Origin of the sequence: Clostridium sp. chh4-2 (genome assembly GCF_002899675.1) — a bacterium.
GTDB lineage: Bacteria > Bacillota > Clostridia > Lachnospirales > Lachnospiraceae > CHH4-2.
Map to the genome: position 1 here is coordinate 84,319 of NZ_PKUU01000015.1, position 13,190 is coordinate 97,508.

The following is a 13,190-nucleotide window of genomic DNA, read 5'->3' on the forward strand; positions in this document are numbered from 1 at the left end:
TATTCCAAAGCTGCTGTTTTAGACAGAGCGAAGGTGCCGCTCAATTATCTTTTTGACAATTGAGCGGCACCTTCTTTAAGGTTCTGCCGCAAAGCATTTTACTTTAATTCTTTCTTTTTCCCAACTAACAAGCTGTACGCCAATAAAATGATACTGGCCATCATCGCCACCGCTCCATAAGGCGATCCTGATTCCCCTGTCTTAGGAAGAGGCGCTAACGGTACTTCATTCTCTGTAATAACAACATTCTCAGGCATTTCAGGCGCTGGAGCTAATGGTACTTCCGGCTCATTGATTGAAACCGTTCCAGGTCCGCCGGCCACATATCCTTTGCTGGAACTTGGTCCGCTGCTGCTTCCGCCGCCGCTGGAATGTCCGCCGCTAGGTACATATGGTACTTCCGGTTCTACCGGAGGCTCGACCGGTGGTTCAACTGGATCAACGGGTGGATCAACCGGCGGTTTAACTGGCGGATCAACTGGCGGATCTTCCGTTCCCTTCACCAACCACCATTTATCTCCATCTTCTCCTACTTCCATTCCCCGTTCCATAAGTTCTTCCAATCCAAGGTTTGCATTCTCTGTAGAAATCAACGTTGGATTCTGCTCCAAATCAAAACGATATTTAGAATCTCTCCATGTGAAGCTTCCACTCTGGCTGCCACGCATCGCTGCTACATATACCTGATGGATAAGTGCTTCGTTGTCTTCTGTTTCCATAATGTTCAATGCCGTATATCCGGCTGCGGTTCCATTTGCAATCAATTTTTTACCCGGGAGAATGCCTAAGCTTCCTTTGGATTCCGGAGCAATGCTTCCCATATAATTGCCGCTTATAGCCGCGTTGGAATTGAGATTCAGCGCTGCGCCTTCATTGATTGTCAAATTACCTACATTGATAAACTGCCCATAATCTTCCGGATTTTCAAGATTTACATAAGATCCATCCGTTACGGTTACCTGATCCATGTTGATAATGCGGTTAACACCGGCATTCGGTTGTTCTGCGCTGCCGTTCTGGCTGAAGACTGCTGCTGCTGTTCCGGTTACGCTGTCTTCCTGCCCATTATACTCGTGACCGTAGATGTTAGTTACCTGACCGGAACCTCTGAGGGTAATTGTAGCGTTTCCGCCGATATTTCCGGCTTCGATTCCTGCATTCTTACCTCCTGCATAAACGCTGTCTGCCGAACCGTAAACCGTAATGTTCGCGTCACCGCCGCAGTTTTGAAGGAAACCGCCTCCATAAACGGGCACTGCTCCCATATCTGCATTGATAATGATCTCTGTATTTTCATCACCGGCATAGTTGAATCCGCCGCCGAAAATGCCGTTAATGGAGCGCATTCCTTCATATGAGAATGATCGGTACTGATAGTCGCCGGTACATTCATAAGGGGCTTCATTAACTGTAATGTGGGTGGTGCCAGACACTTTAGGAATGCGGGAAGAACTGTTAGTAAATCCGGCTCCCATTACAAAACCGCCATATTCCGGCGAACCAACCTTACCGTTTAATGTTACATAAGTGTCACCGTAAACAGCGCTTCTATCTCCGCCGCCTACCACAGTTCCACCCCAAAGGCCGCCCTCTAATATGAGTCTTTCTATCGAAGCTCCGGAACCGATCACCACATGGGTGTCACCATAAACGGTTCCATTTTCACTTCCGCCTCCGCAAACGACATCACTAAGCCGTTCCGGTATTACTGTTCCGTTGATCTCAATGTAGGTTCCTGTGGGATTTTCCGGAGTGCCAACAGGAGCCTGGCCGCCTCCGTAAATTGCCCCTTCGCTGTATCCGTTTGCTATTACTGATGTACTTCCGCCTACATATACATCTGCAAGCTCAATTCCGTTGTCGTCCGTATCCAACCGAACCGGATCATACAACAGGCCATCGTCTACCAGCCAGCCAAGAGAATTTACAACACTTCCGCCATATATACTGCTGAATGTGACGCTGGAGTTCTCTCCTAACACTAAACTCGTATTTCCGGTAACATGACCCAGCCAGCATCCGCCAATTACACCGCCTAGCGGCACTCTGCTGTTAACAAATATATCCGTACTTCCTTCTATGTGGCCTTTATATCCGCCGCCGATCACCCGTTCGGCTGAGCCCATATTGATTTCCGCACTGACGTCTCCGCCAACATTGCCTCTATAGCCGCCGCCAATAATTACTGGCGATCCCTTCGCCTCAGAGCCTACGTAAATATCCGTATTACCTCCAACGTCCTGAGTGAGGCCGCCACTGATTATATAGTCGTAAGTTCCGGCATGCAGCATCAATTCAGTATGGTCAACTTCTTCTATATCAGAGCCTCCGACAACCGTCAGATGAGCACTGCCTATGCTTCCGCTGTCTATCGTGCCGTTTCCTTTAATTACAACATCTTCGCCAATCTCAAGCCTGTGGCCGCAGGCGAAAATGTAATTCATATCATTTTTTAATTCCATTGTAAGATTATTAAATGTCATGTCACAGCCCAAATAGGTCTTTCGTAACTCACCGCTTTCGCTGGCGTATGCACCGTTTAAAACCAGCCTTGCATTTTCTCCAACGCCTGCAACCTTTAATCCGCCGTCCGGCCATGCTTCCGCATCATATCCCCATTTTACAGTTCCATGAATCTGGATTGTATCTCCGGCCTGGGCTGCTGCGATTGCTTCCACTGCAAACAGATACTGAGTAGTGTCACCCTCTATGGACGCATAATTTTCTTCTTCTGCATGTAAATCAATTCCTAATTCTTCAAAGGAAGTGACAAATGCTCTAGCCGTATATTCTCCGTCCACTGCAACCAATTCCCAGAAAGTACTTCCCAGCCCATAAGTGCTGATTGCATTATCTTCTTTGATTTCTTTACTTTCAGGAGCGTCTGCAAGATCATTTACAAGCTCTTTATCTGCATTAGAGGCACTTCCCTCCGGATAAGAAGAGGTTACTCTCTGAATCATATGGCGGGAAAGGCTTAATTCCGGCATATCTGTTTCTTCCGTCTGATCTGGTTCGCTGTTTTCTTCTCCGGTTCCTTCTTCTGGTTCGCCTGCTTCTTCAGTTCCTTCTTCCGGTTCACCGGCTTCTTCTCCGGTTCCTTCTTCCGGTTCGCCGATTTCCTCTCCAGTCCCTTCTTCCAGTTCGCCGGCTTCTTCTCCGGTTCCTTCTTCCGGTTCACCGGCTTCTTCTCCGGTTCCTTCTTCCGGTTCGCCGATCTCCTCTCCGGTTCCTTCTTCCGGTTCGCCGATCTCCTCTCCGGTTCCTCCTTCCGGTTCGCCGATCTCCTCTCCGGTTCCTCCTTCCGGTTCGCCGATCTCCTCTCCGGTTCCTTCTTCCGGTTCGCCGATCTCCTCTCCGGTTCCTCCTTCCGGTTCGCCGATCTCCTCTCCGGTTCCTCCTTCCGGTTCGCCAATTTCTTCTCCGGTTCCTTCTTCCGGTTCGCTGACTTCTTCTCCGGTTCCTTCTTCCGGTTCGCCGATTTCTTCTCCGGTTCCCTCTTCCGGCCCGCCGATTTCCTCACTGCTTCCTGCCTCCGGCGCTACTGGTACTATCTCGTTATTTATCTCCGGAACCGGTTCTGTTTCTTTTTCCGGGATAGTCAGCATATTTGCTGTAGGTTCAGTGGCTTCTATTGCCTTAAAACCGTCCTCATCATACGGGCTCACGGTAACATGAGAGTTAATATATTCGTCATCCACTTTAGCCCAGAAAATAATCTCCCGGTCGGAATGATTTTCAAATAAAAAGATAACCTCTTCTGATTCTGTTACAAATACTTTTAATTTTGCGCCTTTTTCATCAGCAGCAACTCTGTATTCAGGATTTATCTCGTATACATCCCCGTCAAACAGCCTTGCATATTCTTCAGATTCTACGCCTTCCACGTTGATAAACTTGTATTCCCCTCCGCTAAGAGGGATTCCGGAACCACCCAGTGCCTCGCGGGCAGCTTGTTTCAAAAATTCACTTTGAAGCATAATTACCGGCTTCATATTGTATCCAAAAGCGGTGGATACACTTCCTCCAATATTTGATACTACCATTAATACTGATAAGATGACAGGACCAATTCTTTTTCCAAAACTACGTTTTCTCTTCCTCATCATTTGACCCTCCTAATTTTACTGAACTAACTCTATTGTTAATTACACTCATTCAACTCCTCATGTTTGTAATTATAGACCGGTGGGGTTACAAATGAATTACAAAACTGTGGTTTTTCGTAATTAGTCTATTATTTTCATATTGAAACTTGGTTTTTATGAGATTTTTCAAACAACTTTTTATTTTTTTCGACTATTTTACAGCATAAAACATTAAAGTAAAGCGTGAAGGCATTTCGCGAAATGCCTTCACGCTTTACTTTAAACCTTATGGAATTTTAGAAAATGCCTTCACGCTTGATGTAAAATCCTCACTTTCTGAAACAGCTGCTCCACCAGATCGGGCTCCACATACCCCACCTTGCTAAATTTCGCATTGCAGATTCCGCAGGCCATAGCCAGCTTCACGCAATCTTCTGAAGAATATCCTCTCTTCACCCCAATACAGAATCCCGCAACCGAAGCATCCCCGCTTCCTATGGTGGATACCACCTCTTCTTTCGGAATCACCGCTTTAAACACGCCTTTTCCATTCAAGAATATCCCGCCCGATTCTCCGGTGGAAATCAGCAGATTCTCCACCCCCATATCCAGCATCCGTTTTCCTGATTTTATGATATTTTCCATATTTTCTTCTTCTGTTATGGAAAACAACTCCGATAACTCACTGAAATTGGGCTTTGAAAAATAATATTTTCCAGGAAATGATTTTTCCAGATAAATCCCGGTGGCGTCCAGAATGCAGATGCCGCCCCGTTTTTCACAGATACCGCTCACCTTTTGGTAAATATCGGCTCTCATCCCCTTCATCGGAATCCCGGAGCAGATCACCATGTCTCCTTGGCATACGTCCGCCTCCAGCGTTTCCAGAAATTCCCGTTCCTCTTTTTCGCCGACTTCTGTGCCAGGTTCCGTAATCTCGGTTTCCTTCCTGTTCTTGTTGTCAATAATGTTGATCGTAGTCCTGGTCTCCCCTGACGTCTGAAATGCTTTGAATTCCACGTCATAGCCTTTCATATCCTCCGAAACCAGCCGCCCGTTGCCGCCTCCTAAAAATCCGTAGAGCACGCAGTGTTCTCCCATCAGGCTCATCACCCTGGCTATATTAATGCCTTTTCCTCCAACGTAAACTTTGGGAGGAACTTCATAAAACTTCGTTGCCGCGCAGAAATCATCTATATAATACATGCGGTCAATCACTGGATTTAAGCAAATTACCCGTATCATTATCGTCCTCCTCGCAGCAGTCAGTATCTTCCGGCACTGTCCAAAACTTCTTTCATCTTATGCTCCACTTCTTTTTGAAATGCTTCCGTAGCGGGCTGTAAATATTTTCGGGGATCATAGATATCAGGCTTATCGTTTAAAAATTTTCTAACCGCCGTAGTGAATACAAGAAAATTGTCCACGTCCATATTCACTTTGCGGACGCCTGTTTTCACCGCTCTGGCAATGCTTTCCTCACAGCAGTTGCGCAGATAATCCACCTGTCCGCCCTGGTCGTTGCAGGCAGTTATCAGTTCCGGAGGAAGGGAAGCCGCACCGTGAAGCACATAGGGGAAATCCGGATTTTTAGAGACTATTTTTTCCAGCAATTCAAAATCCAGGGGAAGATAATCATCTCCTGCAACACCTCCGTGGGAGGTGCCTACGGCCACCGCCAGCGCATCGCAGCCTGTTATGGAGATAAACTGCTGCGCCATATCCGGGTCCGTAAAGACTGCTTTTTCCGCAAATACCAGATCCTCAAATCCCGGGAGACACCCCAATTCCGCCTCCACCCAGACTCCTCTATCATGGGCGTATGCCACAATTTCCTTTGTTTTTTCTGCATTTTCCTCAAACGGCAGGTGAGAACCGTCGAACATCACGGCCTGGACTCCCGCCTCGATGGCCTCTTTGCAGGCTTCCACCGTGGAACAGTGATCGTGCTGGATGAATACGGGCATCTCGTAATTTTCCGCCATGCATTTGATGATATCCACATAGGATTTCAGATGTTTCACATATTTTCTGGCTCCCATGGAGATCTGAATGATCGCCGGCGAACGCTGCTCTTTACAGGCTTCCAATACCGCCAGAATCCCTTCTATTGAAAAGGTGTTAAATGCACCCAGCCCGTAATTGTTGCGGACCGCATCCTGATATAATTCTTTTGGAGCTTTTAGTCCCACTCTGAACCACCTCTTTTCTCACTTTTTAACATTGAAGACTTTGTCTTCCGTTTCTTTTATATAATTGATAATTTCACATAAAACTTCATATAGATTCTGCGGCTCATTGAACCAGGCATGTTCCCTTCCTTCAAATATGCAGATTTTTACACGGCCTTGTTCCTGCTCTGCGGCATGTTTCATGCTTTCACATTGCTGCCAGGGGACGATGGAATCCTCGCTTCCGTGAAGCAGCAGCAGATTGAGTCCCGGCTTTTTATGAAAGACCGGGGAGGATTCTTCCCACAATTCTTTGTCAAACTGCCTGCTGTTTAAATAGGAGTTCACATGTTGCCGTTCTAAAGGGTTTCTTTTATAAAAATCGGTCAGATCGAAAATGCCGTTCAAAAAGATGCCATTGTCCGGCTGGAAGCATTTATCCGGTTCCAAACCGTATTTTTTTAAAAGCTCCGTCTCCGCCGTCATGGCCATAGCTCCGATATTGGCGCCGGGCGAACCGCCGGTTACGAATATCAGCTCCGGGCAGACGTGATACCGCTCTTTATTGGCCCAAAGCCATCGAAAGACGCTCAGGCAGTCGATCACCGGAGCTGGATACACATGTTCAGGCGCTGTCCGGTACTGCATGGTAACGCACAGCGCGCCTGTCATCATGGAAATCCAGGAGGCAGCGCCAAAAAACTGGTCCTTATCTCCGCCCACAAATCCGCCTCCGTGAACGAAAACCAGTGCCGGACGCCTGCTGTTTCCAAGATTATTGTTGAAAATATCGCAGACCACATCGTGTCCATCCAGTCCGGGGACTATGTAATCTCTTGTAAATATCCGGGCATCCGGCAGCCCTTCCTTCATCGCTATTCCACTCCTATCTCCTGCATCGCCTGCTCAAGATACTGTAGTTTTACATAGTCTTCCGGCGGCACGTCATACTGTGGGTCCAGGAGTCCCGCATCCAAAAACATATTTTTAATGGTGTCGTACCAGGTAAGCATGGTGCCGTCCTCAGCCAGTTTTTTCAACTCTTTATTGCTCAGCCAGTTTGTCTTTTCTACCACCAGATAAGCGGTATCGTAATCTGTATTGATGTAATCGGCCACCTTCTGAACCGTTTCTTCCATATTGTCATAGCGGTCTTGTGTGCCTTTCAACCATGCTTTCAGGAAACGGACCACTACGTCCTCATTTTTCTCCAGGAATTTGTTGGTTGTAACCCAGCTGTTTGTAAATACGGCGTCCGGAAGGAAATCCTTGGAACCACTGATGGTCACCACTTTATCCTCGCCCATCTCTTTCCTGATCTGATCCGTGTAAGGGGCTTCGATGGAGATGGCGTCAATCTGTCCTGTCATAAATGCAGTCACTTTTCCGGAAGCGTCCATATTGATCATGTTCACATCCGTTTTATCCATATCGTTAAGCTTCAATGCCATGGAAAGCACCAGTTCCGAAGTAGTTCCTGCGGAAATCGCCACATTTTTCCCTTTTAAATCCTTCATGGACTGGATGCCGCTGTCCGCTTTTACCATGATCTCACCGCTCAGATCCGTGCTGTCCAAAGTCAGAATCGCACACTGTCCCTGAGGGGCGAATACATGAGCGCCCACTCCGAGATAGCCGATATCGATATCTCCTGAGGCCATGGCCGCCAGTTCGGTGGCTCCTGAAGTGAACTGAACCAACTCCACCTCCAGATTCTCGTCTTCAAAATATCCGTTATCAATTGCGTTCAAAATGCCGCCCACGCCTGTAATGTGGGGATGGTAGGCGATTTTAATCTTAGCCCGTTCCGGCTTTGGAGCGGTCGTTTCTTCCGCAGAAGAAGCTGCCTCCGTCTTGGTTTCTTCCGATGAAGCCGCCTGCACAGCCGCGGTCGTTCCCGGCGCCTGGGTTTCTGTTGTTTTACCGGAACCGCACCCGGTGATCATTCCTGCCGCCAATCCCATCGCTGCTAATACTGCCAATTGTTTTCTCATAAATACCTTCTCCTTTTCTATTTATTTTGCATTTTGCAAATACTCTTTATATACCTTGTTCCAAATGCTGTTCTTCATCTCATTGAACTCCGGAGTCAGCTTTGTCTCCTGATTTCTGGGATAAGGCAGATTTACGTCCACAATCTCCCTGATCCGGCCCGGCCCGGCGCTCATTATGATGATTTTAGTAGAAAGCAGAACCGCTTCCTCCACGTCATGAGTGATGAAAAAGCATGTTTTTCTCTCCTGCTGCCATGTATTGAGCAGGTTTTCCTGGAGCTGCGCCCTGGTCTGTGCATCCAATGCGCCGAAAGGTTCATCCATTAAAAGTACCTCCGGATCGGTGGCATATGCGCGGGCGATGGCCACTCTCTGCTTCATGCCGCCCGACAGCTCTTTTGGAAATGAAGAGGCGAATTTTTCAAGACCTACGATTTTAATATATTTTCTGGCTGTTTCCTGGCGTTCCGCCTTGGCGACGCCCTTCATTTTCAAACCAAATTCCACATTTTTCTCCACGGTAAGCCATGGATACAGGGCGTACTGCTGAAATACCACGCCTTTTCCCTTTCCAGGTCCGGTGACCAGCTCGCCTCTGACGCGGACCGTTCCGGTCGACGGAGGATATAAGCCTGCTATGATGTTCATCAATGTCGTTTTTCCGCATCCGGACGGCCCCACGACGCAGATAAACTCATTCTTATCAACCGTCAGATTCACTTCGTCCAGGGCCAAAAACTGCCCGTCTTTTTTGTCAAATGACTTGGTTACGCCTGAGATTTCAATCTCGTATTTGCCCGCATTTTCCGTCCCCATTTATTTCACCTCCTGCCATGAAGTCAGCCGTTTCTCCAGAAACAGAACCAGTTTATCAAATAAAAACCCGATTATTCCAATGATGATAATGCCTAACAGCACCACGTCCATCTTGAAATACATGCCCGCCTGCTGAATCATCGTGCCCAGGCCGCTGGCTGCTCCCGTCAGCTCTGCGGCAACCAGTGTTGTCAGCGCGGAAGCCAAACCTAAACGGACTCCGGTCAGAATATAAGGAACCGCCGCCGGAACCACCACATGAATGAATATCTGCGCATCATTTGCATCAAATACTTTTGCCGCTTTAATCAACGTAGGGTCCACATTTTTAACCCCCTGATATATGGTCACAACCATGGTAAGAAAAACGGCAAAGAAGATGATCATGATCTTGGCGCTTGTTCCGATGCCAAAGGTGGCGATCACGATGGGAATCAATGCGATAGGTGGAATTGTTCTCAAAAACTGAATCCACGGCTCCACAATGACGCGGAACCCCTCATACCATCCCAGCAGAAATGCCACCGGTATGGAGAACAGAAATCCCAGCATAAAGCCTCCGATTACCCTGATCAGACTGTCCCTGATCTGAATCAGCAGATACCCTGACTTCAGATTGGAAGCCAGCGCCCTCAGCACTTTAGGCGGAGACACGATCACGCTCTTTATATCCGGCATAGACGAAATCATACACCATAGAATAATGGCGGCCGCCACAGAAATAATCAGGCAGACCGTATTATACAACCCCTTGTGATACAATTTTAATTTGCTCATAGAAACCTCCTCACTCCATCTGTTCAAACAGATACCAACACAAATAGAATTAATTTCTCCTCTATTTATCAACTGTCATAACATTTATTCATATAGAAATCGTTTTCTATATGCACAAAGATAAGGGTTACCTTATCTTTTTCACTGACCCCCTCTCCACAATTTTTGAATCTAAAATAATCTGAGTGCTGTATGTATTTTTTCCAGCCAAAAGCCCGGATAAAATTTCTCCCGCCTGATGTCCCATCTCAAGACTGTCCTGATCCGCGGATGTGATCTGCGGCGTGATATACTTGTTGCATTCCAGATTGCCGAACGCAGCCACGGAAACGTCGTCATAAACCTTCAGATTCAGCTCTCTCAGCGCCTGCAGCGTTCCTTCCAGCATGATGTTGTTGGCACAATAGATAGCCGTCGGCCTGTTCTCTTCCTTCATAATCTTCATGACATAATCATAGGCCTGCCGTCCGCTAAAATTAGACGGGCTGATAAATGCTTCCGAAACCGGAATTCCCGCATCCGCCACCGCCTGCTTAAATCCCTCCAAACGGTTGCTTCCGTTAGGATTGGTCAGCGTGACATTCACAATCGCCAGCTTCTTATGGCCATTATCCGTCAAAAGCTTTGTCAGCTTATACGAGCTGTCAAAATCATTCCACAAAATCTGATTAGTGGTTATATTCTTAATGGTACGGTCTACCAGCACCACCGGAATTCCAAGGCTTAAACACTTCTGAATCTTTCCCCCGTCGGAATCGGAGCTGGCGATCACCAGACCGTCGATCCTTTTTCCTACCAAGGTATCAATAAGCTCCCGTTCCTTCTCAATATCTCCCCCGGAACTGGCAATTACCAGGTGATACCCCATCTTAGACACTTCTAATTCTAATCCCTTTGCTATTTCCATGAAAAAATGGTTGGACAGATCCGCAACTACCAGGGCAATCAAATTAGTTTTATTAATACGCAGGCTTCTCGCTACCGCATTTGGGTGGTATTCCAGCTCTTTCATAACCGCTTCCACCTTTTCCCGCACTTCCTGCCTTACCGGATAGTTTCCGTTAATCACTCTTGAAACTGTTGAAATAGATACTCCTGCCTCATTAGCGATATCTTTAATTGTTATATCTTTCATTGTTCGCCCCTTAGAAATCGTTTTCTATATTTCTATAAACAGAATACATCCTGCAAAAACTATTGTCAATATATTTCGGTATTTTCGTCGTTTTTATATAAATATTTCGCAGTTATTTGTGCATAATATATATTTTTATTGTCGATAACGTTTTCTATATTTCTGTAAATAAAATGTTGAAAAACCGCATTTATAATAATAAAGTCCTTCCGGCCTGACTGTATGCCTGCAATGAACCGCATAAAGTCAGGCCGAAAGAACCGCCTTATAAATATTTAATTTTACTATTCTCTGTTCTCTTCTTTTGCCTGTGCCTTACCGGACATCATTTCATGCTCTTGTTTGATCTCCTGATACAGCTGGTAAAAGGTCCATTTGCTGTTACTTTCTGTCAAAACCGCTTTTAAAGCGATCTTTGGAAGCCCTGCTTTTCTGATATTCTGCAGCAGAACATCGATATCCTGTCCGGTAAAATTTTTAAGGACTAATACTTCTTCGTCAATTGTGGGAAGCCGGTCTCCGGACTCGCTCTCTTCAAATCCCGGCAGCCCGGCCAGATAACCAACCTGCTGCATCACCTGATCCGGCGCCACATTTTTAATACGGATTCCCAGGCGCACAAAAATGCCTTTGAGGATGCTCACCTTTGGGGACTGCTCCGGTGTATAATATAAAACAGTTCTCATCACTGCTGCCATTGTCTGATCTCCTTACTTTTTTAAGATTCCAGTGTAAAAAGGATCTGCCCTGAATCTTTTTAACAGTATATCATGAAATATTATTTCCGCAAGCCCCCGCTTTCATCCCGGATCAACAAACCGCCTGCTAAAATAAAGTATTCCGGCAGTTTTCCTTCTTCAATCCATAAAAGCTTTTGTTTCAAATATTTTGTTATGGTAAGGCCTACGTTGCCGCCTAATGATTCGATGGAATACCTCATTTTTCCCGGTTCCCTGCACGGAAGGCCCTGGGGCCTGGTGCAGCCCAAATCCCCGCATTCCATACAATGTCCGGCGGACAGAGCGGTGCTTCCCGGATTTTTTGCTTCCAGTTCTGCAAGTTCTTCGCTCATTTTTCCCTTTTCTATGCGCATTACCGCTCCGGTAATTTCCTGAAGCTGTTGTGGAGTATATTCCACCTGAAGGAGCTCCCGGCTGAATCGGATCTTTCTGGCAAAGAGGTATAAAGTATCGTATCTTTTCCAATAATCCTCCGGTGAAAAATCAAAGGGCGGGCAGGACCAGGTGGTGTTGTAATTTCTGCATTCTTTGCAGTATTCCAGAAATTCATCGATATTTACGCAGGTCTCTATATATTCTTTTACGGGTACCTGGGCTTCGTAGCGTTCTATGCTGTATTGTTTTTCCAAATCCATGGGGGCTCCTTTCAACTAAAGGGTGAAGGCATTTTCAGAAAAGCCTTCACGTTTTAACTTAAAGGGTGAAGGCTTTTTCGAAAATGACTTCACCCTTTATGTAAATTTTTCTGCCCATAATATGCCCCAGGCCCATGCTTTCTCAAAAAATGCTTATTCTGCATACATTCCGGCGCCGGTTCCGCCTTTGGGTTCAGCATCTCCGTCATAAAATTCATCTTCGCCACTTCCTCCAAAACCACCGCATTGTGCACCGCCTCATCCGCATCCTTTCCCCAGGCAAACGGCCCATGGTTTTTACACAGCACCGCCGGAACATAAACAGGATTTTTCCCTTTAAACGTCTCAACAATTACAAGGCCGGTATTCTTTTCATACCCATCCTCAATCTCCTCTTCCGTCAGGTTCCTGGCGCATGGGATCTCTCCATAGAAATAATCCGCATGAGTAGTCCCGTAGCAAGGCAGGCTTCTTCCCGCCTGCGCCCAAGCGGTTGCAGCCGGAGAATGGGTATGTACAATTCCCCCGATCTCCCCAAATGCTTTATAAAGCTCTAAATGGGTGGCCGTATCCGATGAAGGATTTAAATCCCCCTCTATTTTATTGCCGTCTAAATCCATGACTACCATATGTTCGGCTTTTAAAATGCTGTAGTCCACGCCGCTGGGTTTTATCACAAACAAGCCTTTTTCCCTGTCAATACCGCTGACATTTCCCCATGTATAAGTGATCAGTCCCCTTCTTGGAAGTTCCATATTGGCTTCGTATACCTGTTTTTTCAGTTCTTCTAACATCAATGAACACCTCTTCTTATTTTTTATCAGCTGCTTATAT

At 46.5% G+C, this 13,190-nt stretch carries 11 protein-coding genes; all 11 read right to left on the bottom strand.

The window, feature by feature from the left end:
- Nucleotides 1-98: 98 nt before the first annotated feature.
- Nucleotides 99-4,106, bottom strand: coding sequence for a doubled motif LPXTG anchor domain-containing protein (locus C0033_RS16200; RefSeq protein ID WP_180994773.1), 4,008 nt, complete (start codon nucleotides 4,104-4,106; stop codon nucleotides 99-101).
- Nucleotides 4,107-4,397: 291 nt separating this feature from the next.
- A complete protein-coding gene (locus C0033_RS16205) occupies nucleotides 4,398-5,333 on the bottom strand; it encodes a 1-phosphofructokinase family hexose kinase (protein WP_103228932.1) in 936 nt (311 codons plus the stop codon).
- A gap of 20 nt (nucleotides 5,334-5,353) precedes the next feature.
- On the bottom strand, nucleotides 5,354-6,280 hold the full coding sequence (locus tag C0033_RS16210; protein ID WP_103228933.1) for a class II fructose-bisphosphate aldolase: 927 nt from the start codon (nucleotides 6,278-6,280) through the stop codon (nucleotides 5,354-5,356).
- Nucleotides 6,281-6,298: 18 nt separating this feature from the next.
- Nucleotides 6,299-7,132 carry an alpha/beta hydrolase gene (locus tag C0033_RS16215; RefSeq protein WP_103228934.1) on the bottom strand — a complete coding sequence of 278 codons (834 nt, stop codon included), beginning with the start codon at nucleotides 7,130-7,132 and terminating at the stop codon, nucleotides 6,299-6,301.
- Nucleotides 7,133-7,134: 2 nt separating this feature from the next.
- Nucleotides 7,135-8,253, bottom strand: a complete 1,119-nt coding sequence (locus C0033_RS16220; RefSeq protein WP_103228935.1) for an ABC transporter substrate-binding protein — start codon at nucleotides 8,251-8,253, stop codon at nucleotides 7,135-7,137.
- Nucleotides 8,254-8,274: 21 nt separating this feature from the next.
- Nucleotides 8,275-9,069, bottom strand: coding sequence for an ABC transporter ATP-binding protein (locus tag C0033_RS16225; protein WP_103228936.1), 795 nt, complete (start codon nucleotides 9,067-9,069; stop codon nucleotides 8,275-8,277).
- Nucleotides 9,070-9,846: an ABC transporter permease gene (locus C0033_RS16230; RefSeq protein ID WP_103228937.1), complete on the bottom strand. Its 777-nt coding sequence runs from the start codon at nucleotides 9,844-9,846 to the stop codon at nucleotides 9,070-9,072.
- Between the two features lie 127 nt (nucleotides 9,847-9,973).
- Nucleotides 9,974-10,981, bottom strand: a complete 1,008-nt coding sequence (locus C0033_RS16235) for a LacI family DNA-binding transcriptional regulator (RefSeq protein ID WP_103228938.1) — start codon at nucleotides 10,979-10,981, stop codon at nucleotides 9,974-9,976.
- Nucleotides 10,982-11,265: 284 nt separating this feature from the next.
- Nucleotides 11,266-11,679: a DUF3783 domain-containing protein gene (locus C0033_RS16240; protein WP_103228939.1), complete on the bottom strand. Its 414-nt coding sequence runs from the start codon at nucleotides 11,677-11,679 to the stop codon at nucleotides 11,266-11,268.
- 80 nt (nucleotides 11,680-11,759) lie between these two features.
- Nucleotides 11,760-12,356 (bottom strand): DUF2284 domain-containing protein, encoded by a 597-nt coding sequence (locus tag C0033_RS16245; protein ID WP_103228940.1) that lies wholly within the window; start codon nucleotides 12,354-12,356, stop codon nucleotides 11,760-11,762.
- 89 nt (nucleotides 12,357-12,445) lie between these two features.
- A complete protein-coding gene (locus C0033_RS16250) occupies nucleotides 12,446-13,150 on the bottom strand; it encodes an L-ribulose-5-phosphate 4-epimerase (protein WP_103228941.1) in 705 nt (234 codons plus the stop codon).
- Nucleotides 13,151-13,190 lie beyond the last annotated feature (40 nt).